Origin of the sequence: Roseomonas sp. KE0001, from assembly GCF_016107285.1 — a bacterium.
GTDB lineage: Bacteria > Pseudomonadota > Alphaproteobacteria > Acetobacterales > Acetobacteraceae > Pseudoroseomonas.
The window spans coordinates 240749-266607 of sequence record NZ_RCVQ01000007.1 but is presented as its reverse complement, the minus strand read 5'-3'; the positions used below and the strand labels follow the sequence as shown (position 1 = coordinate 266607).

Annotated in this window: 20 protein-coding genes; 10 read left to right on the top strand and 10 right to left on the bottom strand. The window is 72.4% G+C overall.

The window, feature by feature from the left end:
• Positions 1 to 14: 14 nt before the first annotated feature.
• From D9598_RS15590 to D9598_RS15580, 3 genes are read left to right on the top strand one after another with little or no spacing between them, the layout of a single operon-like run.
• The gene (locus D9598_RS15590) at positions 15 to 1001 is read left to right on the top strand and encodes an HlyD family secretion protein (RefSeq protein WP_198367454.1); all 987 of its coding nucleotides are present in this window, start codon (positions 15 to 17) and stop codon (positions 999 to 1001) included.
• On the top strand, positions 998 to 3745 hold the full coding sequence (gene rbbA / locus D9598_RS15585) for a ribosome-associated ATPase/putative transporter RbbA (RefSeq protein WP_370592052.1): 2748 nt from the start codon (positions 998 to 1000) through the stop codon (positions 3743 to 3745). The genes D9598_RS15590 and rbbA overlap by 4 nt, the downstream gene beginning before the upstream one ends.
• A gap of 5 nt (positions 3746 to 3750) precedes the next feature.
• A complete protein-coding gene (locus tag D9598_RS15580) occupies positions 3751 to 4857 on the top strand; it encodes an ABC transporter permease (protein WP_198367453.1) in 1107 nt (368 codons plus the stop codon).
• Positions 4858 to 4889: 32 nt separating this feature from the next.
• Here the strand turns inward: D9598_RS15580 and D9598_RS15575 are convergent, their stop codons facing one another.
• The 9 genes from D9598_RS15575 to D9598_RS15535 all read right to left on the bottom strand — a co-directional run bounded on the left by D9598_RS15575 (position 4890) and on the right by D9598_RS15535 (position 14383).
• Entirely contained in the window at positions 4890 to 6404 is a 1515-nt protein-coding gene (locus D9598_RS15575; protein ID WP_198367452.1) for a polysaccharide biosynthesis protein, read from the bottom strand.
• Positions 6405 to 6548: 144 nt separating this feature from the next.
• Positions 6549 to 7775 (bottom strand): molybdopterin-synthase adenylyltransferase MoeB, encoded by a 1227-nt coding sequence (moeB, locus tag D9598_RS15570; protein ID WP_198367451.1) that lies wholly within the window; start codon positions 7773 to 7775, stop codon positions 6549 to 6551.
• Positions 7772 to 7978: a MoaD/ThiS family protein gene (locus D9598_RS15565; RefSeq protein ID WP_370592051.1), complete on the bottom strand. Its 207-nt coding sequence runs from the start codon at positions 7976 to 7978 to the stop codon at positions 7772 to 7774. Before D9598_RS15565 ends, moeB begins: the two co-directional genes overlap by 4 nt.
• A 276-nt stretch (positions 7979 to 8254) precedes the next feature.
• Positions 8255 to 9154 (bottom strand): glucose-1-phosphate thymidylyltransferase RfbA, encoded by a 900-nt coding sequence (rfbA, locus tag D9598_RS15560; protein ID WP_198367449.1) that lies wholly within the window; start codon positions 9152 to 9154, stop codon positions 8255 to 8257.
• Positions 9155 to 9248: 94 nt separating this feature from the next.
• Positions 9249 to 10319 (bottom strand): dTDP-glucose 4,6-dehydratase, encoded by a 1071-nt coding sequence (gene rfbB / locus D9598_RS15555; protein WP_198367448.1) that lies wholly within the window; start codon positions 10317 to 10319, stop codon positions 9249 to 9251.
• Between the two features lie 12 nt (positions 10320 to 10331).
• Complete coding sequence (gene rfbC / locus D9598_RS15550) at positions 10332 to 10952, bottom strand: dTDP-4-dehydrorhamnose 3,5-epimerase (protein ID WP_198367447.1); 621 nt, start codon at positions 10950 to 10952, stop codon at positions 10332 to 10334.
• A 77-nt stretch (positions 10953 to 11029) separates the two neighbouring features.
• A complete protein-coding gene (locus tag D9598_RS15545) occupies positions 11030 to 11230 on the bottom strand; it encodes a hypothetical protein (RefSeq protein ID WP_198367446.1) in 201 nt (66 codons plus the stop codon).
• 197 nt (positions 11231 to 11427) lie between these two features.
• Entirely contained in the window at positions 11428 to 12111 is a 684-nt protein-coding gene (locus D9598_RS15540; protein WP_198367445.1) for a Fe2+-dependent dioxygenase, read from the bottom strand.
• 106 nt (positions 12112 to 12217) lie between these two features.
• The gene (locus D9598_RS15535; RefSeq protein ID WP_232477276.1) at positions 12218 to 14383 is read right to left on the bottom strand and encodes a TonB-dependent siderophore receptor; all 2166 of its coding nucleotides are present in this window, start codon (positions 14381 to 14383) and stop codon (positions 12218 to 12220) included.
• Positions 14384 to 14577: 194 nt separating this feature from the next.
• Here D9598_RS15535 and D9598_RS15530 point away from each other — a divergent pair, with 194 nt between their 5' ends.
• The 7 genes from D9598_RS15530 (at position 14578) to mdoH (ending at position 24024) form a co-directional block, all read left to right on the top strand.
• Positions 14578 to 15849, top strand: coding sequence for an imelysin family protein (locus tag D9598_RS15530; protein ID WP_198367443.1), 1272 nt, complete (start codon positions 14578 to 14580; stop codon positions 15847 to 15849).
• Complete coding sequence (locus tag D9598_RS15525) at positions 15846 to 17192, top strand: di-heme oxidoredictase family protein (RefSeq protein ID WP_198367442.1); 1347 nt, start codon at positions 15846 to 15848, stop codon at positions 17190 to 17192. The genes D9598_RS15530 and D9598_RS15525 overlap by 4 nt, the downstream gene beginning before the upstream one ends.
• Positions 17192 to 18286, top strand: a complete 1095-nt coding sequence (locus D9598_RS15520) for an imelysin family protein (protein ID WP_198367441.1) — start codon at positions 17192 to 17194, stop codon at positions 18284 to 18286. Before D9598_RS15525 ends, D9598_RS15520 begins: the two co-directional genes overlap by 1 nt.
• Positions 18286 to 19383 (top strand): DUF1513 domain-containing protein, encoded by a 1098-nt coding sequence (locus D9598_RS15515; protein ID WP_198367440.1) that lies wholly within the window; start codon positions 18286 to 18288, stop codon positions 19381 to 19383. Before D9598_RS15520 ends, D9598_RS15515 begins: the two co-directional genes overlap by 1 nt.
• 85 nt (positions 19384 to 19468) lie before the next feature.
• A complete protein-coding gene (locus tag D9598_RS15510) occupies positions 19469 to 20128 on the top strand; it encodes a carbonic anhydrase (protein ID WP_198367439.1) in 660 nt (219 codons plus the stop codon).
• A 252-nt stretch (positions 20129 to 20380) separates the two neighbouring features.
• Entirely contained in the window at positions 20381 to 21859 is a 1479-nt protein-coding gene (locus D9598_RS15505; RefSeq protein ID WP_232477308.1) for a glucan biosynthesis protein, read from the top strand.
• The gene (mdoH, locus tag D9598_RS15500; protein WP_198367437.1) at positions 21847 to 24024 is read left to right on the top strand and encodes a glucans biosynthesis glucosyltransferase MdoH; all 2178 of its coding nucleotides are present in this window, start codon (positions 21847 to 21849) and stop codon (positions 24022 to 24024) included. The genes D9598_RS15505 and mdoH overlap by 13 nt, the downstream gene beginning before the upstream one ends.
• Before the next feature lie 27 nt (positions 24025 to 24051).
• Here mdoH and D9598_RS15495 read toward each other — a convergent pair whose 3' ends face one another.
• On the bottom strand, positions 24052 to 25713 hold the full coding sequence (locus tag D9598_RS15495; protein WP_198367436.1) for an iron ABC transporter permease: 1662 nt from the start codon (positions 25711 to 25713) through the stop codon (positions 24052 to 24054).
• Positions 25714 to 25859 lie beyond the last annotated feature (146 nt).

The following is a 25859-nucleotide window of genomic DNA, read 5'->3' as shown; positions in this document are numbered from 1 at the left end:
AACCGGAGACAGACATGCCGCTGCGACGCTGGGTGATGCCGATCGGACTGGCCGCCGTGGTCCTGGCGGGCGGCGGCTATCTCGGCTGGCGGCTGCTCCTGCGCGAGCCCGCGCTGCCCTCCTTCATCGCCGCCACCAACGGCCGCATCGAGGCGGAGCAGATCGACATCGCCAGCAAGATCGCCGGGCGGGTGCTGGAGGTCACGGTCGAGGAAGGCCAGATGGTCGAAGCCGGCGCCGTGGTCGCGCGGCTCGATGACCGCACCCTGCGGGCCCGGCTGCTCGCCGCCGAGGCGCAGGTCCTGGAAGCGCGGCAGGCGGTGGCGGCGGCGGAGGCCGAGCAGCTGCGCGCCGCCAGCACACGCCAGCTCGCCCAGACCGAGCTGGCCCGGACCCAGGAGCTGTCCCGCCGCGGCTTCGCGCCGGCCGAGCAGCTCGATCAGCGCCGCTCGACGCTGGAGGTGGCCGAGGCCACCGTCGCCACCGCCGAGGCGGGCCGGCGCCGCGCCGAGGCCAATCTCGCCGCCGCCGAGGCCAATGCCGCCGAGGTGCGCACCCTGCTGGACGACACCGTCCTGACCGCGCCGCGTACCGGCCGCGTGCTCTACCGCCTGGTGCGCAGCGGCGAGGTGGTCTCGGCCGGGGGGCGTGTGGCGACCCTGATCGACCCGACCGATGTCTCGATGATCATCTTCCTGCCCGCCGCCCAGGCCGGGCGCCTGACCTATGGCGCCGAGGCCAGGCTGGTGCTGGACCCGGTCCCGGACTACGTGCTGCCGGCCAGCGTCAGTTTCGTCGCCCCTGAGGCGCAGTTCACGCCGCGCCAGGTCGAGACGGCGCAGGAGCGCGGCAACCTGATGTTCCGGGTCAAGCTCCGCCTGCCGCCGGATCTGCTGAGGGCGCATGTCGATCAGGTGAAGGGCGGGGTGCGCGGCCTCGGCTATGTCCGGCTCGATCCGGCGCAACCCTGGCCGCCCCGGCTGGAGGTCCGCCTGCCGTGAGCGGCGCGGGCGCGGCGCCACCATCCTCCATTCTCCCGCCGGCCGCCGCGCTGCACGGGGTGCGGCACCGATACGGCGAGGTGGTGGCGCTGGATGACATCGGCCTGGAGGTGCCTGCCGGCGTGATGGCCGGGCTGGTCGGGCCCGACGGCGTCGGCAAGTCCACCCTGCTCGGCCTGCTGGCGGGGGTGCGGCGGCCGCAACAGGGGGAGATCTCGGCGCTCGGCGCCGACCTGCGCGACCGCGCCGCCCTGGCCGGCCTGCGGCGGCGCGTCGCCTACATGCCGCAGGGGCTGGGGCGGAACCTCTATCCGGTGCTCTCCATCGCCGAGAACATCGACTACTTCGCCCGGCTTTTCGGCCAGGGCGCGTCCGAACGCCGCGAGCGCGCGGCGGAGCTGATGCAGGCCACCGGCCTCGCGCGCTTCGCCGCCCGCCCGGCGGGCAAGCTCTCGGGCGGGATGAAGCAGAAGCTCTCGCTCTGCTGTGCCCTGGTGCGCGACCCGGACCTGCTGATCCTGGACGAGCCCACCACCGGCGTCGATCCGCTGTCCCGCCGCCAGTTCTGGGCGCTGATCGGCCGGCTGCGCGCCCGCCGGCCGGGCATGAGCGTGCTGGTGGCCACCGCCTACATGGACGAGGCCCAGCGCTTCGACTGGCTGGCGGCGCTCGATGGCGGGAAGGTCATCGCCACCGGCAGCCCGGCCGGGATCCTCACCCGCACCGGGACGCGCAGCCTGGAGGAGGCCTTCATCGCCCTGCTGCCGGAGGCCCGGCGGAAGGGCCACCGCCCCGTGGTCATCACCCCGCCGCCGCCGCCCCGGCCCGGGGAGGGGCCGGTGATCGAGGCGCGCGGCCTGACCAAGCGCTTCGGCGACTTCACCGCGGTGGATCATGTCGACCTCCGCATCCATCGCGGCGAGATCTTCGGCTTCCTGGGCTCCAACGGCTCGGGCAAGAGCACGACCATGCGCATGCTCTGCGGCCTGCTGCCGGCCAGCGAGGGGGAGGCGAGGGTGCTGGGCCAGCGGCCCGGTGCCGGCGGCGACGCGCGGCGGCAGGTCGGCTACATGTCGCAGGCCTTCTCGCTCTATGGCGAACTGACGGTGCGGCAGAACCTCGCGCTGCATGCGCGCCTCTTCCATCTTCCGGCGGCGCGGGGCGCGGCGCGCATCGCCGCCGTGATGCGGGACTTCGACCTCGAGGCGGTGGCCGATGCCGCGCCGGAATCCCTGCCGCTGGGCGTGCGGCAGCGGTTGCAGCTCGCCGCCGCCGTGGTGCATGAGCCGGCGCTGCTGATCCTGGACGAGCCGACCTCCGGCGTCGATCCGGTGGCGCGCGACCTGTTCTGGCGCCACCTGCTGCGGCTCTCGCGCGAGGATGGCGTCACCATCTTCATCTCCACCCACTTCATGAACGAGGCCGAGCGCTGCGACCGGATCTCGCTGCAGCACGCCGGGCGCATCCTGGCCATGGGGGCGCCGCGCGCGCTGGTGGCCGAGCGCGGCGCCGCCACGCTGGAGGAGGCCTTCATCGGCTGGCTCGAGGAGGCGGCCGGGCCGGAGGAGGCCGCGGAGGCGCCCGCGCCGCGCCCGGCCGCCCCGGCGCGCCGGCCGCGCCGCTTCGAGGCGGCGCGGCTCGCCGCCTGCGCCTGGCGCGAGACGCTCGAACTGCTGCGCGACCCGATCCGCCTGACCTTCGCCCTGCTCGGACCGCTGCTGCTGGCGCTGGCCTTCGGCTTCGGCATCTCCTTCGATGTCGAGAACCTGCCCTATGCCGCGCTGGATGGCGACCGCACGCCGGAGAGCCGTGGCCTGCTCGAAAGCTTCGCCGGATCGCGCTACTTCTCCGAGAGGCCGCCCCTGGCCGACGCGGCGGCGGCCGAGGCGCGGCTGCGCGCGGCGCGGATCGCCGTCGCGGTCGAGATCCCGCCCGGCTTCGGCCACGACCTGCGGCGCGGCGACCGGCCGGAGGTGGCGGTCGCGATCGACGGCGCCATGCCCTTCCGCGCCGAGACCGCGCGCGGCTATGTGCTCGGTCTGGCGCAGAGCTGGCTGCAGGACCGGCAGGCGCTCTCCCCGCTGCCGCGCGGCGCGGCGCTGCTGGCCATCGAGCCCCGCTTCCACTTCAACCAGGCCTTCCGCAGCGTGGTCGCCATCGTGCCGGGCGTCATCATGCTGATGCTGATGCTGGTCCCGGCCATGCTCGCCGCCGTCGGCGTGGTGCGCGAGAAGGAGAGCGGCGCCATCGCCAACTTCCGCGCCACACCGGTCACGGCGCCGGAGTTCCTGATCGGCAAGCAGCTGCCCTACATCGCCGTGGCGCTGACCAGCTTCGCCATGCTGGTGGCGGCGGCGTGGCTTGTCTTCGGCGTGCCGGTCCTCGGCTCGGCTCCGGCGCTGGCCCTGGGCGGGCTGCTCTACGTCCTGGCCTCGACCGGATTCGGGCTGCTCGTCTCGGCCTTCGTCCGCAGCCAGGTCGCGGCGATCTTCGCCACCGCCATCCTCTCCATCGTGCCGGCGGTGAACTTCTCCGGCCTGCTGGTGCCCACCGCCTCGCTGACGGGGGCGGGGCGCGTCATCGGCTTGGCCTTCCCCGCCAGCTGGTTCCAGCAGATCACCATAGGCACGATGAGCAAGGGGCTGGGCCTCGACGCGCTCTGGTGGAACCACGCGATGCTGGCCGGCTTCGCGCTGCTGTTCATCGCGCTGGCGGCGCTGCTGCTGCGCAAGCAGGAGGCCTGAGGCCGATGCGCGGCCTCGGCACGATCCTCTGGCTCGGGCTCAAGGAGCTGCGCGTGCTGCGGGCGGACCCCGTGCTGCTGCTCCTGCTGCTCTACACCTTCACCGTGGCGGTCTACACGGTGGCGACGGGCATGAAGACGGAGGTGCGCAACGCCGCCGTCGCCGTGGTGGACGAGGACCGGTCCGATCTCTCCCGCGCCATCGCGGCCGCCCTGCTGCCGCCGCAGTTCCGCCCGGCCGTGGCGATGACGCCGGCCGAGGTGGCGCGGGCCCTGGATGCCGGGCGCATCACCTTCGCCCTGCAGATCCCGCCGCGCCTCGAGGCGGACCTGCTGGCCCGCCGCCCGGTGAACCTGGCCATCGATGTCGACGCCACGGCGATCTCCCAGGCCGGCAACGGCTCGGGCTTCATCCAGCAGATCGTGCAGCAGGAAGTGGCGGCCCGGCTCGGCGGCACGGCCTCGCCGATCGATCTCGTGCTGCGCACGCGCTTCAACCCGAACAGCACGCCGGAATGGTTCAGCGCCGTGATGCAGGTGGTGAACTCGACGCTGATCCTCTCCATCATCCTGCCCGGCGCGGCGCTGCTGCGCGAGCGCGAGCACGGCACGCTGGAGCACCTGCTTGCCATGCCGGTGACGCCGCTGCAGATCCTGCTGGCCAAGATCGGCGCCAATGCGCTGGTCATCGTCGGCGCCGCCGTGCTCTCCCTGCTGCTGGTCGTGCATGGTCTGCTCGGCGTGCCGCTCGCCGGCTCGCTCGCCCTTTTCGTCCTCGGCACGGTGCTGTTCCAGCTTTCGGTGGCGGCGCTCGGGGTCCTGCTGGCGACGGTGACGAGCTCGACAGGCCAGTTCGGCCTGCTCGCCCTGCCGTCGATCATCCTGATGATGCTGCTCTCAGGCAGCATGACCCCGCTGGAGAGCATGCCGCCCTGGCTGCAATGGGCGGTGCAGCTGCTGCCCACCACGCAGTTCGTCGCCCTCTCGCAGGCGGTGCTCTACCGGGGCGCCGGCCTGGAGGTGGTGGCGCCGCGCCTCGCCGTCCTGGCCATGCTGGGCGCGGCCTTTCTCGGCGTCACCTTCCTGCGGCTGCGGCGCAGCCTGGCGGGCTGAGGCGCCAAGCCGCTTCCCTCAGGCCGCTCCCCTCAGGCCGCCCTGGCCGCCGCCTCGGCCTGCTGCCGGAACGCCGCGCCGCGCGCCTCCATCCCGGGGATCAGGGCGAAGGTGGTGGCGACGTCGAGCAGCTTGCCGCGCACCGCCGGATCGCTCGCCCAATCCGCATTCTCGATCAGCGAGGGCAGCAGGGCATCGGCCAGCAGGGCGGCGACGGTGCGGTAGCGGGCGGCCTCCGCGGCGCCAGGACCGGCCCAGGCCGGCGCCGTCCCCCACCAGAGGATGTCGAGAAGCTGCCGGGCCGGGGTCTGGCGGAAGATCGCGCCGGCCATGCCGGCGACCGCCTGCAGCAGCGCGGATTTCAGGGTCTCGGCGCCGCCGGCCGCCGGCGCGTCCAGCGCCTGGCGCAACCGCGCCAGCTCATGATCCAGCGCGTCCGGCGGGAAGGGGCGGAAGCGCGCGCCGACCATCGTGCCGGTGCTGTCGGCATAGCCCTCGACGGCTTCGAGGGCGTTGAGCAGGGGGTGGTACTCGATCTCGCCGCTCCAGTCGAACTGGCCGCGGAAGAAGCGCTCGTCGTAGCCGCGCGGCACGCCGAGGAAGCGGACTGCGGCGTCGCGGCCGCTGCGGTCGATCTGGAACAGCGCCATCTCGAGCGTGTTCACCGGCCAGCCCAGATCGACGGCGCTCCAGAAACCGTCCGCCACCGGCTCGCCGGCCAGGGCGAGGGCATTGATCAGCAGATGCGTCGCCTGGCGCAGGTTCTGCACGTTGAAGAACCTGTCGGCGCCATGCAGCCCGACCAGCCCCGCCTCGATGCCCTCGGCGATGTCGCGGGCGACGATGCCGTTCTCCAGCACATGGGTGAAGCGGGTGGTGGCGAAGCGGGTCGGTCCGCCGCCGCGTGCCGCCACGGCCCACTGGAACTCGGCCAGCTTCTTGCTGCCGGTGTAGACGTGGTCGGTCACGTAGGCGAAGCACTTGCCGGTCGAGGAATAGACCGCCCGCGCCACGCCATGCCGCCGGCAGGCCGCGATGACATGGCCCGTGCCATAGACATTGGTCTCGATGGCCTCGCGCACCACCGCCTCGGCCCGGCCGGGCTCGCGGATGCTGGCCAGGTGGAAGACCACCTCCGGGCGGTGACGGGCGAAGGCCTCGTCCACCGCCGCCGCCTCGCGGATATCGACGGGACAGGCCTCGCCGGGCCCCTCATGCGGCGCGACGTCGAGGCAGACCAGCGCCGCCGGGCGGAACTCCGCCAGCAGTCCGCGCAGGCGCGTGCCGACGCAACCCGCGCCGCCGGTCACCAGGATGCGGCGGCCGGCCAGCTGCGCGGCGGCGGCCTCGCGGTGCAACTCCACATTGCGGGTCATGGCGAGATGCAGCGGGTCTTCCTGCAGCCGGCCCTCGGCCTTGAAGGCGGCGATCAGCGCCCGCGTCGCCGCGCGCAGCGGCTCCAGCTCCGAGGGGGACAGGTCGGAGGCGCCGCTGGACGCCAGGGCCTGAATATGGCGGATCAGTTCGGCACTGGTTTGCGGAGGCATCTCTCTATCCCGGATCGCCCATGCGCCATCGGGCGCGCGCGGCGGTGAAGTTTCGGATGGTTCTTTCAGATAACGGACCCGCTTCGCGGCGCCCCGGAGCGCGCCGGCGACCGGCGTCTCCGCTTTCCTCCTCAGTCCACCGGCTCAGTCCGCGGGCGCCGGCTGCCTCGGCCGGGCCTCGCCCGGCTCCGCCCTGGGGCCGGTCCAGCCGGCGAAACCCTTCTCCAGGTTGTAGAGCAGCGAGGGATCGTAGCCCGCCGCGGTCAGGGAACGGATCACAGCCGCCGAGCGCAGGCCGGACTGGCAGTAGAGCACGATCTCCCGGTCACGCGGCAGGGCGTCCAGCAGGGTGTTCTCGGGCCGGAGCCCGCCGGAGAGGACCAGATCGACGGCTTCCGTCAGCGCCGGCTTGGACAGGCAGAGCGCCTGCGGGATGGTGCCGCCCAGCCATTCCGAGGGATTGCGCACGTCCACCAGCGTCAGCGCCTCGCCGCCGGCCAGCCGGGCCTGCAGCGCGTCCGCCTCGATGCTGCGGCCGACCTGCGGGGCCGAGCAGACCATCACCGTCTCGCGCAGTTCGATCTCGTCCCGGGGGCCGCTGCAACAGGGGCAGGCGGGCGCCCTGGCGATGTCCACCGAGGTGAAGCTGAGGTCCAGCCCGTCATAGACCAGCATGCGGCCGATCATCGGCTGGCCGATGCCGGTCAGCAGCTTGATCGCCTCGGTCGCCTGCAGGGCGCCGATCACGCCGGGCAGCACGCCCAGCACGCCGGCCTCGGCGCAGTTCGGCGCCAGCTCGCTCGGCGGCGGCTCGGGGAAGAGACAGCGGTAGCAGGGGCCCCGGCGCGCGTCGAAGACGCTGAGCTGGCCGTCGAACCGCAGCACGCCGCCATAGACGTTGGGCTTGCCGAGCTTCACGCAGGCGTCGTTCACCAGGTAGCGCGTCGGGAAGTTGTCGGTGCCGTCGATGACGACGTCGTAGCCGGCGATCAGGTCCAGCGCGTTGCCGACATTCAGGAAGACGTCATGCCGCTCGATCACCACGTCGGGGTTGAGATCGCGCATGCGCGCCGCGGCGCTCTCGGTCTTCGGCCGGCCGAGGGTGCTGTGGCCATGCGCCACCTGCCGCTGCAGGTTGGTCTCCTCCACCACATCGGGATCGACGAGGCCGATCCGGCCGACGCCGGCCGCGGCCAGGTAGAGGGCCGTCGGGCTGCCGAGGCCGCCCGCGCCGATCAGCAGCGCGCTGCCCGCCTTGAGCCGCCGCTGCGCCTCGAGGCCGAATTCGGGAAGAATGAGATGGCGGCTGAAGCGGCGCAGCTCCGCCGCGCCCAGTTCCGGCAGGGCAGGGTCCGTCAGGCGCGCGCTCATCCGCCGGCGATGCTCGCCAGGATGCGGATCTCGTCATTGGCCGCGACCGGCGTCGCCAGCCCGTCCAGCAGGCGGATGTCCTGGCCGTTCTTGCAGACCACGATGAAGCTGCGGAGGTTGCCGGCGTTGAAGATGTGATTGCGCAGTTCCGACGACTGGCCAACGAAATTGTCCAGCGTCCCGGCCACGGTCTCGCCAGTCACGGCAACACGGCTCTGCTGATCCGTATAACGACGCAAGGAACTCGGAACGAGGATTACAGGCATCAGCTTCTCCAATACGGCAGCCTGATGAGCCTAGACTGATCCTCCCTTATCTTTAAAGAGACTTATCCCTTGCAGGAAGGCATCTCGCGCGACTGTGCTTTCCATGAGCAAAGAGCAATATGGCCGCCAATCGGTGTCAAACCTCTGTGAGAGGCGCCTTCCGGCGCGATCAGGGCAGCGGCAGACGCCCCGGCGGGCGCCAGCCGGAACGGCTCAATCCTCGTGGCTGGTCTCACGGTGCAAGACGAGGTTCTCAAGATACTGCCCGTAGCCGCTCTTGCGGAGGGGCTTGGCCAGGGCATGCAGCGCCGTGTCGTCGATCCATCCATTGCGCCAGGCCACCTCCTCGGGGGCGGCGATCTTCTGGCCGGTCCGTTTCTCGATCGCCCGGACGAACTCGCCGGCCTCCAGCATGCTGTCATGCGTGCCGGTGTCGAGCCAGGCATAGCCGCGGCCGAGGCGGGCGACGCGCAGGCTGGCCTCGCCCAGATAGATCTGGTTGAGGTCGGTGATCTCCAGTTCGCCCCGCGCCGAGGGCTGCAACTGGCTGGCCAGGGCACCGGCCCGGCCATCGTAGAAGTACAGCCCCGTCACCGCCCAGTTCGAGCGCGGCTGCGCCGGCTTCTCCTCCAGCGAGAGCGCCTGGCCCTGCCGATCGAAGTCGACGACGCCGTAGCGCTCGGGATCGGAGACCTGATAGGCGAAGACGGCGGCGCCCCGTTCCCCGGCATCGAGCGGGGCGCGGGCCATGCGAAGCTGCTTCTCCAGATCGTGGCCGTGGAACAGGTTGTCGCCGAGGATCAGGGCCGAGGGCTGGCCGTCGAGGAACTTCTCGGCCAGCACGAAAGCATGGGCGATGCCGCGCGGCAGGTCCTGCTCAACATAGCTGAGCTGCACGCCCCAGGCCGCGCCGTCGCCCAGCAGGCGGCGGAACAGCGGCAGGTCATGCGGGGTGGAGACCACCAGGATCTCGGTGATGCCGGCCAGCATCAGCACCGAGAGCGGGTAGTAGACCATCGGCTTGTCATAGACCGGCAGCAGCTGCTTCGACACCGCCAGGGTGGCGGGATGCAGGCGGGTGCCGCTGCCCCCGGCCAGGATGATACCCTTCATGACACTCGTCCCGGAAGCTGGGGCCGCGGGATGGGCGGCCCGTTGTGGGGAATCGCAGGCGGCCGGCCCGGCGCCCTGGCCGGGCCGGGCGGTCTCACGACCTGCCGGCCTCGGGCAGCAGGCCCAGGCGCTGGCCGTCGTAACGGCCCTCGCGCAGCGGGCGCCACCACCATTCGTTGTCGAGGTACCAGCGCAGCGTCCTGTCGATGCCGCTCTCGAAGGTCTCCCGGGGCGACCAGCCCAGGTCGCGGCCGATCTTCACCGGATCGATGGCATAGCGCCGGTCGTGCCCCGGACGGTCGGTAACGAAGGTGATCAGCCGGCGGCGCGGCCCGGCCGCATCGGGACGCAGCGCATCCAGCCGGTCGCAGATGGTCTCGACCACCTCCAGGTTCCGCTTCTCCGCCTTGCCGCCGATGTTGTAGGTCTCGCCGGGCCTCGCCTCCCGCACCACTAGGGCCAGCGCCCGAGCGTGGTCCTCGACGAAGAGCCAGTCGCGCACGTTGCCGCCGTCGCCATAGACCGGCAGCGGCCGGCCCTCCAGCGCGTTGAGGATAATGAGCGGGATCAGCTTCTCGGGGAAGTGATAGGGGCCGTAGTTGTTCGAGCAGTTGGTGACGATGGTCGGCAGCCCGTAGGTCTCGTGCCAGGCGCGGGCCAGATGGTCCGAGGCCGCCTTGGTCGCCGAGTAGGGCGAGCGCGGGTCGTAGGGCGTCGTCTCGCTGAAGGCCGGGTCATTCGGGCCGAGCGAGCCATAGACCTCGTCGGTCGAGACGTGCAGGAAGCGGAAGGCGTCCTTCTCCGCCGGCGGCAGGGCGGACCAGTGGGCGCGCGCCGCCTCCAGCAGGGTGAAGGTGCCCACGACATTGGTCTGCACGAAGGGCGCCGCGCCGGCGATCGAGCGGTCCACATGGCTCTCGGCGGCCAGGTGCATCACCGCCTGCGGGCCGAAATCCGCGAAGGCCCCGCGCATCGCCTCGGCATCGGCGATATCGGCCTCGAGGAAGGCGAAGCCGGGCTTCCCCTCGCAATCGCGGATCGAGCGGCGGTCGCCCGCATAGGTCAGCTTGTCGACGACCAGGACCTCGTCGCCGAGCTCCAGGACAAGGTGGCGGACCAGGGCGGAACCGATGAAGCCGGCACCGCCGGTGACGAGGATACGCAACGGGGCAATCCCTCAGGCGAAGAGGTTGGGCGGCAGATCACGCAGCAGGGGCTGGCGCTGATCCTTCTCCGACAAGATGGCGGCATCAGGGCCGACCGGCCACTCGATCGCCAGCGCCGGGTCGTTCCACAGCAGGCCCTTGTCGCAATCGGGCGCATAGGTGTCCGTCACCTTGTAGGCGACCTCGGTGTCCGGCTCGAGCGTGCAGAAGCCATGCGCGAAGCCGACCGGCACATAGAGCTGCAGCCCGTTCTCGGCCGAGAGCTCGGCCGCCACATGCTGGCCATAGGTCGGCGAGCCGGCGCGGAGATCGACCGCCACGTCCAGGATGCGGCCGCGCAGCACCCGCACAAGCTTGGCCTGGGCATGGGGCGGGGTCTGGAAGTGCAGGCCGCGCAGGGTGCCGACCCCGGCGGACCAGGAGAAGTTGTCCTGCACGAAGGCATCGGCGATGCCGATCGCCTCGAAGTCGCGCAGCGTATAGGTCTCCGCGAAGGCGCCCCGGTGGTCGCCGAAGCGCCGCCCGGACACCAGCACCGGACCATCCAGCGCGGCGCGGCTGGCCTCGAAGTTGCCGGACCTGGCACTGGGCGTCCAGCCGGTCGCCTGGGCCGGCGGGGGGACGGTCGACATGGCGCTCTCCTGTCGGGCAGCTTCGTTTCGCCCGGTATGGCGCGAAGCAGCCCGGCGGGCAACGGGCCTGGCCCGCCTCAGCCGGCGCGGCGGACCGGCAGGCGACTCTCCGCCAGGGCGCGCCGCACCTGCCGGCGCAGGGCCTCCGGGTCGGCATGCAGCCCTTCCTCGGCGGCCCGGGCGGCGGCTTCGGTGGCGATGAAGCGCCAGGAACCGCCCTGCTGAACGGCGACACCCAGGAAGCGGCCATCGATCTCGATGGGCCGTGATCGTATCATGGTCAGTCTCGGTAAGATCTTGCGGCGCTGTGGGCCGCGCGGGTCCGGCGCGGGCACCGGCGGGCGAGCGGCGCTCTATGGCCGCAGAGGCAGCGTGGAGCAATGAAAACACGCTTCCGGAGCCCGGTGCCCCTCGCCGCCCGGGCATGCGGCGAATGCAGGCCGGGCCGGAGGGGCCGAACCAGGGGGCCGCGCTGTTACATCTCCACCCATTGGCGTAACAGATTGTGATAGGTTGCGGTCAGCCCCAGCACGCCCGGATGGTGGTCCGGCAGGTCGGCGCGGGTCCGCATGATCGACATGTCGAGCTCGTAGAGCAGGCGGCGGCGGCCGTCGTCCTTCACCATGGACTGGGTCCAGAAGAAGGAGGCCCAGCGGCTGCCGCGCGTCACCGGCTCGACACGGTGCAGGCTGGTGGCCGGATAGAGCACCATGTCGCCCGCCGGCAGCTTGACCGTCTGCGCGCCGTAGGTGTCCTCGATCACCAGCTCTCCCCCGTCATAGGCCTCCGGCGGGGTCAGGAAGAGGGTGGAGGAGACGTCGGTGCGGATGCGCTGCCGGGCGCCGGGCAGGAAGCGGATGGCATTGTCCACATGGGCGTGGAACTGCATGCCGACATCGTAGCGGTTGAACAGCGGCGGAAAGACGCGGAGCGGCAGCGCGGCGGTGGTGAAAAGCGGGTTGCGGCCCAGCGCCTGCAGAACGATGTCGCCCAGTTCGCGCGATTGCGGCGAGCCTTCCGGCACCTGCAGATTGTGCTTGGCCTTGCCCGACTGCTCACCGGCGGTGACCTTGCCGTCGACCCATTCGGCCGCCTCCAGCACGCGGTGGCAATGCGCCACCTCCTCGGCGGTCAGAAGGTTCGGAATATGCACCAGCATGGCTCGGCTTCCGCTGTGACGGGTCCAAGGAGAAGGGGAAGGGCGCGCGGGCCCTTCCCGTCGCGCCGCGCCCGGTGGTCAAAGGTCGGTGGTCAACGGTCGGTGGTCAGAACTCGGCGGCGAGGGTGAACAGCACGGTCCGCCCGGGCGAGGGGACGATGCGGTTGGCCCAGAGCCCGTCGTAGTTCAGCGCATCGCCCAGGTTGTAGCCGTTCACCTGGACCCGCAGGTTGTCGTTGATGCGGTGGGAGATCATCGCGTCGAAGACCAGGTTGGCGGGGGCCTCGGCGGTGTTGCCGGCGTTCAGGTAGACCTTGTCGCGCCAGGTCACGCCGCCGCCGATGGTCAGGTTCCAGGGCGAGGCGCGGTTGAACTCGTAGGTGCTCCAGAGGGCGGCCGCCTGCTCCGGCACGAACTGCACCCGCCGGCCGATATTGGCCGCGTTGGTCGAAGAGGTGGTCTCGCTGTCCATCGCCGTGTAGTTGGCGTTCAGCGTCCAGGCCGGGGTGATCTGCCCGGTCACGCCGATCTCGACGCCCTGGTTGCGCTGCTTGTCGCTGGTCTGCACCAGCGCGGTCGGGTCCGTCTCCGAAGGCGCCAGCGAGTTCGACTTCAGGATGCGGTAGAGCGAGCCGTAGACGCCGATCCTGTTCTCCAGGAAGCCGACCTTGGCGCCGAGCTCATAGAGTTCGTTGCGCTCCGGGTCGAAGTTGGAATTGAAGTTCGCCGCCGTCGCGGGCTGGGTCGAGAAGAGCAGCCCCGGCGGCGTGTGCGAGACCGAGTAGGTCGCGTAGTAGGTCTGGCTCGGTGTCGGCTCCCAGACCAGCGAGGCGCGCGGGTCGACCACCGTCTTGCTGGGCGAGGCGCCGGTGCGGATGCCGGTGGCGTAGGTGACGGCGTCGTAGTCCACGTCGAAGTGGCTGACGCGGACGCCGCCGATCACCGACAGTTCCGGGATCAGCCAGAGCCGCTCGTTGATGAAGCCGGCATAGGTCGTGTTGTTGCCGTTGCGCTTGTAGGAGGCGGCGCCGCGGTCGAGCGAGATGTCGCCCTGGCCGCCGAACACCGGGATCGCCGGGCGGGTGCCGAGCAGATTGTAGCCGGTGCGCTCGAAGTCCTCGTACATGATGTCGAAGCCGGCGAGCAGCTCATGCCGCAGCGGCCCGGTGGTGAAGCGCGCCGTGGCGGTCGCGACGTTCTGGATGCCCCAGCTTTCCTGGTGGTACGGGTTGCCGGCGCCGCTGGCCGTGACCACGCCGCCCCGCCGCTGGAAGAAGGGCGTGACGCAGGTCGCGGCGGCGCAGCTGACGATGGAGGTGACATAGTCGCGGTCGATGAAGCTCAGCCGCGTGTCGTTGGCCAGGGTCAGCCAGTCGTTCACCTTGTGCGAGAGGCGGGCGGTGAGGATATCGGCCGTCACCTCGTCGCGGTCGCTGTCCAGCCCGTACCAGGTGGAGCGCGGCAGGCCGAACTCGGTCATCGGCCGGGCGATGGTCCCGCCCGGCGGGGCGATCACCGGAATCCCGGAATCGGTCGCGTTGTCGTACTCGTAATGCTGGTAGTGCAGCGAGAGGGTCGTGTCGGTGCCGAGGCCGAAGGCGATCGAGGGGGCGATGCCCCAGCGCCGGCTGTCGACGCCGTCGCGGTCCACCAGCTCGCTCGACTGTCCCATCAGGTTCAGGCGGAGGGCGGTGGTCTCGCCGATCTGCTGGTTCAGGTCGATGGTGCCGCGGGCGAAGGGGCCCATGCCGCCCGTCGCCGTGAAGCCGTAGGAATTGCCAAGATGCGGCAGCCGGGTGCCGACCGCGATGGCGCCGCCCACCGTGCCGTTGCCGAGGGCGAAGCCGGAGGGGCCCTTGAGGACCGAGACCTCCTCATAGGTGAAGGCGTCCCGCGTATAGGCGCCGAAGTCGCGCAGCCCGTCGACGTAGATGTCGTTCTGCGCGGCGAAGCCGCGGATGCGGAACTGGTCGCCGTTGACGCCGCCGTTGCCTTCGCCGATCGAGGCGGTGATGCCGGGGACGTTGCGCAGCGCCTGCTCCAGCGTGGTGACGTTCTGCTGCTCCAGCACCTCGCGCGAGATGGTGTTGATGGTCTGCGGCGTGTCCTGGACCGAGCCGGGCAGGCGGCTGACCGGGGCCGGGTGCTGCAGGGCATTGGCCGGCGCCGCCGCCCGGACATCGACCGGCGGCAGCGCCACCGTGTCGCCGGCCGCCTCCTGGCTGCCCTGCGCCAGCGCGGCCCCCGGCAGGCCGATGGCGATTCCCGCCATCAAGGCCGCCTGCGACGCGCTACCCTTGGAAACACCCTGCCTGGTCATGGCTCGTGCTGATCCTGCGAATGAGAATATATCGCATCTTTAATTGCTGTGCTGAGGCCCGTCAATGAACCGGGCAGGGGGCTCCCTTGAATCTGCGAACCGCTTGCAATAACAGCGACGGGCTGGCGGAATCAGGAGCCTTGCCCATGCAGCGTCGCAGCCTCGCCCTCGGCCTTCCCGCCGGCCTGCTTCTGGCCGCCCTGTCCGGCCCCGCCGCGCGCGCCCAGGTGCAGGCCGACCAGCGGGCCGTGCTGCGCCACTACGCCGATCTCGGCCATGCCATGTACGGCGACAGCCTGGCCGGCGCCGAGGCGCTGCGGCAGGCGGTCGGCGCCTTCCTGGCCGCGCCCACGGCCGAAGGGCTGGCGGCGGCGCGGCAGGCCTGGATCGCCGCCCGCGCGCCCTACGCGCAGACCGAGGCCTTCCGCTTCGGCAATCCCGAGGTGGACGCGTGGGAGGGCCGGGTGAATGCCTGGCCGCTGGACGAGGGGCTGATCGACGCGGTCGATCCCGCCTACGGCACGGAAAGCGACGAGAACCCCCTCTACGCCGCCAACATCATCGCCTCGCGCAGTCTCAGGCTGGGCGACGAGACGCACGATATCTCCGCCATCACGGCCGAGGCGCTGGAAGGGTTGCACGAGGCCGGCGGCGTCGAGGCCAATGTCACCATCGGCTACCATGCCATCGAGTTCCTGCTCTGGGGCCAGGACCTGCACGGCACGGGCAAGGGCGCCGGCGAACGGTCCTTCACCGATTACACCACCGCCGCGAATGCCGACCGGCGCGGCCAGTATCTGCGTGTCGTCACCGATCTGCTGGTGAAGGATCTGGCCGACATGGCCGCGAAATGGGGGCCGGAGGGCGAGATCCGCCGCCGCCTGTCGGGCCGGCCGGCGCCGCAGGGCCTGGCCGCCATGCTGACCGGCCTCGGCAGCCTCTCCTACGGCGAGCTGGCCGGCGAGCGGATGAAGCTCGGCCTGATGCTGCACGATCCGGAGGAGGAGCACGACTGCTTCTCCGACAACACCCACAACAGCCATCGTGGCAATGTGTTGGGCATGATCGCCATCTGGCGCGGCGAGTACACGCGGACGAACGGCACGGTGCTGCGGGGCGCCAGCCTGCGCAACCTGGTGGACCGCACCGACCGCCGCCTGCGCGAGCAGATGGACGCCCGCTTCGCCGCCACCGGCGCCGCCTTCGATGCGCTGAAGCAGCGGGCCGAGACGGTCGAGGCCTATGACCAGATGCTGGCCGAGGGCAACCCGGCCGGCAATGCCGCCATCCAGGCCTGCATCGACGCGCTGCTGGCGCAGACCCGGAGCATCGAGCGCGTCGTCGCGGCGCTGAAGCTGCCGGCGATCTCCGTCGAGGGATCGGAGAGCCTGGACGATCCGGCCAAGGTCTTCAAATGACCCCCCGGCCGGCGGTGCGCGCCGCCGGCCTGCTCTGTGCCCTCCTGCTGGCGGCACCGGCGCTGGCGCAGGGCGCCTTCCGCCAGCCGGAGGCGGCGCTGACGGCGGAGCAGCGGTTCGGCTTCCGCCTCGGGGAGGCGGTGTTCCGCCGGCTCTGGGTCTCCGCCCCGGCCTCGACCCGCCATGCCGATGGCCTCGGCCCCCTGTTCAACGCCCGTTCCTGCCAGGGCTGCCATATCGGCAACGGGCGGGGCCGCGCGCCGTCCGGGCTGGTCGCGCGCATCTCCGTCCCGCCCTCCGTCCTGCCCTTCGGCGCGGAGGCTGCGCCGCGGCTCGCGGCGGGTACCCTCGGCTGGATCGACGAGCCGCGCTACGGCGCGCAGCTGCAGCCTTTCGCCGTGCAGGGCCTGGCCGGGGAGCCGCGCCTCGTCACCGAATGGCGGGAGGAGGCGGTGACGCTGGCCGATGGCACCGCCGTGCCGCTGCGCCGCCCGCTGCACCGGACCGAGGCCGCGCCGGGGATGCCGCCGCTGCATCCCGACGCCATGCTCTCGCCCCGCCTGGCGCCGCCGATGATCGGCCTCGGCCTGCTCGAGACGGTGCCCGAGGCGCAGATCCTCGCCCTGGCCGATCCGGCGGATGCGGATGGCGACGGCATCCGGGGCCGGCCCAATTCCGTCTGGAGCGCGGCGGCGGGCCGCCCCGTCCTCGGCCGCTTCGGTTGGAAGGCCGGGGAGCCGGATCTGGCCCGGCAGGTCGCCAGCGCCGCGGCGCTCGATCTCGGCCTCTCCACGCCGCCGCGCCCCGAGCCCTGGGGCGACTGCACCCCGGCCCAGCCCGCCTGCCGCGCGGCACCGCACGGCCTGGCGGCGGGACAGCGGACCGAACTGGGTCCGGCGCTGTTCGACCTGCTGCTCCACTTCACCCGCCATCTGGCGGTGCCGCCCCGGCGCGACACGGCGGCGCCGGCGGTGCGGCGGGGCGAGGCGCTGTTCGCGGCGCTGGGTTGCGCCGCCTGCCACAATCCGCGCTTCACCCTGGCCGATGGGCGCGCCATCGCCCCCTATACCGACCTGCTGCTGCATGACATGGGCGAGGACCTGGCGGATGGCCGGCCGGAATGGCGGGCCGGCGGGCGTGACTGGCGCACCCCACCGCTCTGGGGCCTGGGCCTGACGCGGGCGGTATCCGGGGAGACCGCCCTGTTGCATGATGGCCGGGCGCGCTCGGCGCTGGAGGCCATCCTGTGGCATGGTGGCGAAGCGCGCCCCGCGCGCGAGCGGGTCGTCGGCCTTCCGGCCGCGGACCGCGCCGCCCTGCTGGCTTTCCTGGAATCGCTCTGATGCGCCTGACCCGCCGCCATCTCCTGCCGTTCGCCGCCGTGCTGCTGGTGCCTGCGACGCCGCATGCCGCGCCGGACGAGGCCGCCTACCGCGCGCTGAACCGCGGCGTGGTGGAGCAGGTGCTGCTGCCCGGCTACCGCGCCTTCCTGGAGGCCGCCGCCAATCTGGCGGCGCGGCTGGACACGCTGGCGCGCACGCCGGGCGAGGCGGCGGCGCTCGAGGCGGCCCGGGGCGGCTTCGCGGCGGCCATGCGGGCCTGGCAGGGCATCCAGCATGTGCGGGTCGGCCCGGCCGACCTGTTCAGCCGCCATGCCCGCATCCAGTTCTGGCCCGATCCCCGCAACAGCATCGGCCGCGACCTCGCCGAGGCCATCGCCCAGCGCGATGCCGCCGTGCTGGAGGTGCGGCCGAACGCGCTCCGCAACGTCACCCTGCAGGGCCTGCCGGCGCTGGAGCGGTTGATCCATGGCGACGAGGCGGTGGCGCGGCTCCGCGCCGGCGATGCCGAGGCCGCCTTCCGCATCGCCCTGCTGCGCAGCATCGGCGGGAATCTCTCCACCCTGGCGGCGGACATGCTCGCCGGCTGGACCGGCGGCGAGCAGCCCTTCGCCGCCGCGCTGATCCAGCCGGCCACGCCCTACGCCACGCCGCTGGAGGCGACGCAGGAGCTGTTCAAGATGCTCCACGCGGCGGTGGAGGTGGTGGCGGACCGCAAGCTGACGCGGGCGCTCGGCGCCGGCCCGCCCGCGGCACGGCCGCAGCTGCTCGAATCCTGGCGCAGCGGCCTGTCCGGTCAGAACATCCAGGCCAATCTGGCCGCCGCCCGCGCCATGTACCGGGCCGGCTTCGCCCAAACCCTGGAGGGCGCGGGAGAGGGCGAGCTGGCCACCCTGCTGGGCCGGGCCTTCGATCAGGTGATGGCGAGCGCGGAGGCCCTACCGCTGCCGCTGGAGGAGGCGATCGGCGACGCGGCGCGCCGCCCCGCCGTGGAGCGGCTGCGGCAGGAGGCGGTGGCGCTGAAGGCGCTGCTGGCGCAGCGCCTGGCGCCGGCCCTCGGCATCCCGCTCGGCTTCAACGCGCTGGACGGCGACTGATGCGGCGGCGCGACCTGCTGCTGGGGGCCGCCCTGGCCGCGATGCCCTTCCGCCCCGCGGCGGCGCGCGAGGCGCTGATCCTCGGCGCCTGGCGGCAGCCGGGGGAGGGGGACCGCCTCGCCGCCTTTTCCACGGGCGGCCGGGCGCCGCTGCGCCTGGGCCTCGAGGCCCGCGCCCATGGCTTCGCGGCGCATCCCCGGCGCCCGCTGGCGGTGGTCTTCGGCCGCCGCCCGGGCTGGGAGGCCCTGGTGGCCGATCTGGCGCGCGGCGAGCTGAACCAGGCCTTCGCCCCGCCGGAGGGGCGGCACCTCAACGGCCACGGGCTGTTCTCGGCCGATGGCAGGCTGCTCTATGCCACCGAGACGCGGGTGGAGGATGGCGAGGGGCTGATCGGGGTCTATGACGCCGCGGCGGATTTCGTCCGCGTCGCCGAGTTCCCGAGCGGCGGGCGCGACCCGCACGAGATGCGCCTCTCGCCCGATGGCGGACGGCTGATCGTCGCCAATGGCGGCATCCTGACCCATCCCGACGCGCCGCGCGCCAATCTCGACCCCGAGGGCATGGACCCCTCCCTGGCGCAACTCGACGCGCGGACAGGCCGCATGCTGGCGCAACGGCGCTTCGACCCGGCGCTGAACCGCCTGTCCATCCGCCACATGGCGGCGGTGCCCGGCGGCACGGCCGTCGCCATGCAGTACGAGGGGGAGGAGACGGCGGAGGTGCCGCTGCTGGCCATCCAGCGCGGCGAGGGCGGGCTGGCGCCGCTGGACCTGCCCGATCCCTGGCGCGCCGCGTGCCGCAACTATCTGGGCAGCGTCGCGGCCGATTCCTCGGGCACCGTCCTGGCGGCCACCAGCCCGCGTGGCGGCCTCACCCTGTTCTGGGACCTGGCAGCGGGCCGCGCCCTGGAGCCGGCGCGGCTCAGGGATGTCTGTGGCCTGGCGCCGGGGGATGCGCCGGGCTGCTTCATCCTGGCCAGCGGCCAGGGCGGGCTGGTCGAGGCCGATGCCCGGCGGGGCCGGATGCGGCCCCTCGCCGGGCCTCCGGGCAGCGATTCGCGCAGCGCCTGGGACAATCATCTGCTCCGTCTCGGCTGAGCGCGCCCTCCCCGCGCGGCGCGCGCTCTGGCGCCCGGCGCCTTTCCTCCCTAGATGCCAGCCCGGGACAAAGCGGGAGAGAGGCATGACGGGCGAGCGGACGACGCCGGCGGACGGGATCGAGGCGCTGATCGGGGGATACCGGCGGTTCCGCAGCGAGGTCTGGCCCGAGCGCCGCAAGCTGTTCGAGACCCTGGCGCGGGACGGGCAGCATCCCCGGGCCCTGGTGATCGCCTGCTCCGACAGCCGGGTCGATCCGGGCATGATCTTCAACGCGGCGCCCGGCGAGCTGTTCATCGTCCGCAACGTCGCCAATCTGGTGCCGCCCTATGCGCCGGACGGCAGCTACCACGGCACCAGCGCCGCGCTCGAATTCGGTGTCTGCGTGCTGCAGGTGCCGCGCATCATCGTCCTCGGCCATGCCATGTGCGGCGGCGTGCGCGCCCTGCTGCGCGGCTTCCCGCCGCAGACCGGCGACTTCGTCGAGCCCTGGCTGACCGGTCTGGCCAGCGAGGCGCGGCGCCGCGCCCTGGCCTGCGACGCACCTGGGCCCGAAGCGGTGATGGCGGAACGGGAATGCGAGCTGGAGACGGTGAAGCTGTCGCTGCGCAACCTGACGACCTTTCCCTGGATCGCCGCGCGGATCGCGGCCGGTACGCTGACCCTGCACGGCGGCTACTTCGACATCCGCGACGGCATCCTGTCCTACCTTGATGATAACGGCCGGTTCTCGCCGGTTGCATGAACGGGCGGGCGCCGTCAGAACGCCACGCTTCGGCCGCATTGCCGGCCGATGAGACCATGAGCGGCCACCGGCCCCGCCAGAGGTGCGCCGGAAGGCGGGCCTAGGGGAAGCCAGAGGGGAGGCTGAGGCTTTGCCTTGGCCGGCAACCCCGCTGGCCATGGGGCGTTGGCAGGAGGCCGCCTGCTGAGGGAGAATCTGCCTGTGAACCGCCGCGACGCCCTGCTCGCCGCCGTGTCCCTTTCCACTGTCTTCATGGCGCAGGAGACGGCGCATCTTTCCGAGGCCCGGGCGGCCGCCGCCGGCGAGACGCCCTTCGATGGCGGCACCGTGCGCGAGACGGCCCGCAAGCTGGCGCAGGAGGCCTTCAAGCCGCCGCCCGACACGCTTCCCGCCGGCCTGACCGACCTCACCTACGACCAGTACCGCGACATCCGCTTCCGCCCCGATCAGGCGCTGTGGCGGGCCGAGGGCCTGCCGTTCCAGATGCAGCTCTTCCATCGCGGCTTCCTCTACAAGTCGCGGGTCGATCTCTACGAGGTCGCGCGCGGCATGGCGCGGCCGATCCCCTACAGCCCCGACCTCTTCACCTTCCAGAACCTGCCGCGCCCGGAGAACGCCGATCTGGGCTTCGCCGGCTTCCGCCTGCATGCGCCGATGAACCGGCCGGACTATTTCGACGAGGTCTGCGCCTTCCTCGGCGCCAGCTACTTCCGCGCCATCGCCAAGGACCAGATCTACGGCCTCTCGGCGCGCGGCCTGGCCATCGGCACGGCCGATCCGAAGGGCGAGGAATTCCCCGTCTTCCGCGCCTTCTGGGTCGAGCGCCCGCGCGAGGGGGTGAACGCCATCACGCTGCACGCGCTGCTCGACAGCCCCTCCTGCTGCGCCGCCTTCCGCTTCGGCATCCGCCCCGGCGTCTCCACGATCTTCGACGTCGAGTGCACGATCTTCCCGCGCAGCGACATGCCGACCGCCGGCATCGCGCCGCTGACCAGCATGTTCTGGTTCTCGCCGCTCAACCGTACCGGGCGCGACGACTGGCGGCCGGCGGTGCATGATTCGGACGGGCTGATGCTCTCCACCGGGCGGGAGGAGCGCATCTGGCGGCCGCTGAACAACCCGCGCGACCTGCAGCTCTCGGCCTTCGGCGATGTCAATCCGCGTGGCTTCGGCCTGGTGCAGCGGCGGCGCGACTACGCCAGCTACGAGGATCTGGAGGCGCGCTACGAGAAGCGGCCGAGCCTCTGGGTGGAGCCGATCGGCGACTGGGGCGAGGGGGCGGTGCAACTGGTCGAGATCCCGACCAGCAGCGAGATCCACGACAATATCGTCGCCTTCTGGCGGCCGCGCGACCCGCTGCGGGCGAAGGGCGAGTACCGCTACACCTATCGCCTCCACTGGTGCGCCGAGCCGCCCGGCGCGCCGGAACTCGGCCGCATCCGCGAGGCGCGCTCCGGCGCCTCCTTCACGCAGGGCGCGCGGATCTTCGTCTTCGACGCGACGGGCGAGGCGCTGTCGGCGCTGCCGGCGGAGGCGAAGCCGGAGCTGAAGGTGACGGCGAGCGCCGGCGAGATCCGCAATCCCGTCGCGCAGCGCAATCCCGAGACGGGCGGCTGGCGCATCAGCTTCGACCTGCTGCCGCGCGACGCGCGCCTCGTCGAGCTGCGCGCGGAGCTGACCCTGGACGGCCGGCCGCTGACCGAGACGCTGCTCTACCGATGGACGGCATGAGCCTGCCCTCCGGCTGGCGCGGCCTGCCGCCGGAGGCACCGCTGGAGATGCCGGTGCAGTCGCTGCGCCAGCGGCCGGCGCGGCGGGGCGGCGGCATGCCCTCGCGCCCGGCGGCGCTCTGGCTGCGGCGGCTGCTGGTGATCGGCACCGCCATCGCGCTGACCGCCTATGGCGCGCGGGAGATGTGGCTGGTGCTGAACAGCGGCCAGCCGACGCCGCTGCAGGCCCTGGTGCTGATCCTCTTCGTCGTGCTCTTCGCCTGGATCGCGCTCTCCTTCACCAGCGCAACCTGCGGCTTCATCCGGCTGCTGCTCGGCCCGGATCGGCGTCTGGGCATCGCGCCCGACGGGCCGCCGCCCATGCCGGGCGCGCGGACGGCGCTGCTGATGCCGACCTACAACGAGGATCCGGCGCGGGTCATGGCGGGGCTGCAGGCGATCCACGAATCCCTCGCCGCCGCCGGGGCGCTCGACCGGTTCGACATCTTCATCCTCAGCGACACCACACGGGTCGACGCCTGGATCGCCGAGGAGGCGGCCTTCCTGGCGCTGCGCGAGCGAACCGGCGACCAGGAGCACATCTTCTACCGCCGCCGCCCGAAGAACACCGAGCGCAAGGCCGGCAACATCGCCGACTGGGTGCGGCGCTGGGGCGGCGCCTATCCGCAGATGCTGGTGCTCGACGCCGACAGCGTGATGGATGCCGACACCATCCTGCGGCTGGCCGACGCGATGGCACGCCACCCGGATGTCGGGATGATCCAGACCCTGCCGATCATCGCCGGCGGCAACACGCTTTTCGCGCGGATGCAGCAGTTCGCCGGGCGCGTCTACGGGCCGATGATCGCCGAGGGCATCGCCTGGTGGCACGGCTCGGAGGGCAACTACTGGGGCCACAACGCCATCATCCGCACGCAGGCCTTCGCCGAGGCGGCCGGCCTGCCCGAGCTGCGCGGCCGCAAGCCGTTCGGCGGCCACATCCTGAGCCACGACTTCGTGGAGGCCGCGCTGCTGCGCCGGGCCGGCTGGGCGGTGCACATGGTGCCCTGGCTGCGCGGCACCTACGAGGAGAGCCCGCCCTCGCTGATGGACCTCGCCATCCGCGACCGCCGCTGGTGCCAGGGCAACCTCCAGCACGCCGCCGTGCTGCCGGCGCGCGGCCTGCACTGGGTCAGCCGGCTGCACCTGCTGACCGGCATCGGCAGCTACATCACCGCGCCGATCTGGCTGGTCTTCCTGGCCATGGGCGTGGTGCTGGCGGTGCAGGCCCGTTTCATCCGGCCGGAATACTTCCCCGCCGGGCCGAGCCTGTTTCCCGAATGGCCGGTGGTCGATCCCGTGCGCGCCATGTGGGTCTTCATCGGCACCATGGCGCTGCTGCTGATCCCCAAGGTGATGGCCTGGATCGCGCTGGTGCTGCGCGGTCCGGAGCGGCGCGGCGCGGGGGGCGGCATCCGCGCCTTCCTGTCCATGCTGGTGGAGACCCTGGTGGCCGGCCTGCTGGCGCCGGTGACCATGCTGACCCAGTCGGTGGATGTCGCCGCCATCCTGATGGGGCGCGATTCCGGCTGGAACGCCCAGCGGCGCGACGACGGCTCGCTGCCCTTCGGCCAGGTGGCGCGCCTCTACTGGAAGCACACGGTCTTCGGCCTGGCCTTCGGCGTCCTGGCCTGGCTCGTCTCGCCCTATCTGGCGCTCTGGATGTCGCCGGTCGTGCTGGGGCTGGCGCTCGCCATTCCGCTGGCCGCCTGGACGGCGCGGCGGGATGTGGGCGTGGCGCTGCGCCGGATGGGCCTGCTGCTGACGCCGGAGGAGCATGAGCCGCCGGCGATCCTGCTGCGCGCCCGTGCCCTGCAGGCCGAGCTTCAGGCGCTGCCGGCCACGGCGTCCGGGGCGGCCCGCCTGCTGGCCGAGCCGGCGCTGCTGGAGGCGCATCGCCGCATGCTGCCGCCGCCCCGCCGGCCACGCCAGGACCCCTTCGACCCCAACCTGCTCATCGGTTTCGCGAAGCTCGACGAGGCGGAAAACCTGGACGGGGCGCTGGCGGCGCTGAGCCCCGCCGAGACGGCGGCGGTGCTGGCGGATGCGAAGGGCCTCGCGGCGCTCCAGCGGCTGGCGGGCGGCGGCGCGGCGGTCGGCGGGGTGCCGGCCCTGGCCGGTGGATGAGAGGGCGGCGGGAAGACGCCGTCCGCCCTACCTGGTGGGAAGAGCGGGCGCCAGGACCCCGCCCGGCGTGACGCGCGGCGTCGCCGCCCGCCGTTCCGCGCGGCGGCCCGCCGCCATCAGCACCAGGATCGGTGGCAGGCCGATGACGGCCAGGGCCAGGGCGGCGACGGCGCCTTCCTCGTAGGTCCCGCGAGAGGCCTCGGCATAGAGCGCCGTCGCCAGCGTCTCCATGTTCATCGGCCGCAGCATCAGCGTCGCCGGCAGCTCTTTCATGGCATCGAGGAACAGCAGCAGCGTCGCGCCCCCCGCCGCCGGCAGCAGCAGCGGCAGATGGACCCGCAGCAGCAGCCGCAGATCCGCCGAGCCCAGCGAGCGGGCCGACCAGTCCACCTCGCGCGGCAGGCGGGCATAGGCTGCCTCGAGCCCGCCCGCCGGAATGGCCAGGAAGCGGATGACATAGGCCGCGACCACCGCCACCGCGCTGCCCGAGAGCAGCGGCGGCGCCAGGGCCCCCAGCCCGGCGGTCAGGGAATCCAGCCAGCCCAGCGCGATGATGACGCCGACCGCCGCCACGCCGCCGGGCAGGGCATAGCCCAGCATGCTCAGCTTCAGCAGGGCGGAGCCGGGCTTGCGGCCGCTGCCGTCCCGCCGGGCCGTGAAGGCCAGCAGCAGCGCCAGGGGCAGCGCCACGGCGCAGGCCGCGGCGGCCAGCAGGGCGCTGTTCGCCATCCAGCGCCACAAGTCCGGCGGCAGGCCGAAGGCGGCGAGGCGATGCCCGGCGGCCCAGGCGAGATAGCCCGCGGGCACGCCGAAGCCCAGCAGCACCGGCAGGGCGCAGACCAGACAGGCCGACAGCCCGGCGAGCCCCGCCAGCGGCGTGAGTTCCGGCGAACCGGCGCCGGCGACCGCATGCGCCGCGTGGCGCCGCCCCCAGCGCTCCAGCAGCAGCAGGGCCAGGACCAGCAGCAGCAGCAGCAGCGCGATCTGCGCGGCGCCGGGCAATGAGGAGCGGGTGATCCAGGTGACGTAGACCGAGACGGTCAGGCTGCGCACACCCAGGAACTCGCTGGCGCCGACATCGTTCAGAGCCTCCATCAGGGCCAGGGCGGCACCGGCGGCGATGGCGGGCCGCGCCAGCGGCAGGCCGATGCGCAGGAACAGCGCCAGGCCGCCCGCGCCGGCCGCCTGTCCGGCCCGCAGCACCTCCCGCCCCTGGGTCAGGAAGGCGACGCGGGCCGCCATGTAGACATAGGGGTAGAGCACCAGCCCCATCACCAGCACGCAGCCGCCGAGCGAGCGGATCTCGGGCAGGGGGATGGCGCGCGGATCGGTGAGGCCGAGCGCGCCACGCAGGGCCATCTGCACCGGGCCGGCCGGATGCATCACATCCAGCCAGGCATAGGCGGCGACATAGGTCGGCAGCGCCAGCGGCAGCAGCAGGGCCCAGGAGAGCAGGTCGCGCAGCGGGAAGCGGTGGCAGGTGACGAGCCAGGCCGTGCCCGTGCCGGCCGCCACGGTGAAGAGGCCGATGCCGCCCAGCAGCAGCAAGGTCTCCCACACGGCCTGCGGCAGCACGAAGCGGAGGAGATGCGGCCACAGATCCCCCGAGCCGCTGCCGGCGGCGACCGCGAGCGCGATCACCACCAGCAGCACGGGCGAGACAGCCAGCGCGGCCCAGACGCGCAGCATGGTCAGAGTCGCGGCATGGTCAGGCGTGGCGCCGGGTGGCGGGCTTGGACATGATCGGCATTCGGCACCGGGAGCCAGACGGCGAGGAATGATCCGCGCCAGGGAGCAGGAGAGCGGGGCCGATGCCGCCGCATGGACGAGAGGCC

Excerpts from the sequence above, each read along its gene's own strand:
- D9598_RS15590 (WP_198367454.1), top strand. The coding sequence starts at position 15 with ATGCCGCTGCGACGCTGGGTGATGCCGATCGGACTGGCCGCCGTGGTC.
- D9598_RS15580 (WP_198367453.1), top strand. The coding sequence starts at position 3,751 with ATGCGCGGCCTCGGCACGATCCTCTGGCTCGGGCTCAAGGAGCTGCGC.
- D9598_RS15575 (WP_198367452.1), bottom strand. The coding sequence starts at position 6,404 with ATGCCTCCGCAAACCAGTGCCGAACTGATCCGCCATATTCAGGCCCTG.
- moeB (WP_198367451.1), bottom strand. The coding sequence starts at position 7,775 with ATGAGCGCGCGCCTGACGGACCCTGCCCTGCCGGAACTGGGCGCGGCG.
- rfbA (WP_198367449.1), bottom strand. The coding sequence starts at position 9,154 with ATGAAGGGTATCATCCTGGCCGGGGGCAGCGGCACCCGCCTGCATCCC.
- rfbC (WP_198367447.1), bottom strand. The coding sequence starts at position 10,952 with ATGTCGACCGTCCCCCCGCCGGCCCAGGCGACCGGCTGGACGCCCAGT.
- D9598_RS15545 (WP_198367446.1), bottom strand. The coding sequence starts at position 11,230 with ATGATACGATCACGGCCCATCGAGATCGATGGCCGCTTCCTGGGTGTC.
- D9598_RS15540 (WP_198367445.1), bottom strand. The coding sequence starts at position 12,111 with ATGCTGGTGCATATTCCGAACCTTCTGACCGCCGAGGAGGTGGCGCAT.
- D9598_RS15535 (WP_232477276.1), bottom strand. The coding sequence starts at position 14,383 with ATGGCGGGAATCGCCATCGGCCTGCCGGGGGCCGCGCTGGCGCAGGGC.
- D9598_RS15530 (WP_198367443.1), top strand. The coding sequence starts at position 14,578 with ATGCAGCGTCGCAGCCTCGCCCTCGGCCTTCCCGCCGGCCTGCTTCTG.
- D9598_RS15525 (WP_198367442.1), top strand. The coding sequence starts at position 15,846 with ATGACCCCCCGGCCGGCGGTGCGCGCCGCCGGCCTGCTCTGTGCCCTC.
- D9598_RS15520 (WP_198367441.1), top strand. The coding sequence starts at position 17,192 with ATGCGCCTGACCCGCCGCCATCTCCTGCCGTTCGCCGCCGTGCTGCTG.
- D9598_RS15515 (WP_198367440.1), top strand. The coding sequence starts at position 18,286 with ATGCGGCGGCGCGACCTGCTGCTGGGGGCCGCCCTGGCCGCGATGCCC.
- D9598_RS15510 (WP_198367439.1), top strand. The coding sequence starts at position 19,469 with ATGACGGGCGAGCGGACGACGCCGGCGGACGGGATCGAGGCGCTGATC.
- D9598_RS15505 (WP_232477308.1), top strand. The coding sequence starts at position 20,381 with ATGGCGCAGGAGACGGCGCATCTTTCCGAGGCCCGGGCGGCCGCCGCC.
- mdoH (WP_198367437.1), top strand. The coding sequence starts at position 21,847 with ATGGACGGCATGAGCCTGCCCTCCGGCTGGCGCGGCCTGCCGCCGGAG.
- D9598_RS15495 (WP_198367436.1), bottom strand. The coding sequence starts at position 25,713 with ATGCTGCGCGTCTGGGCCGCGCTGGCTGTCTCGCCCGTGCTGCTGGTG.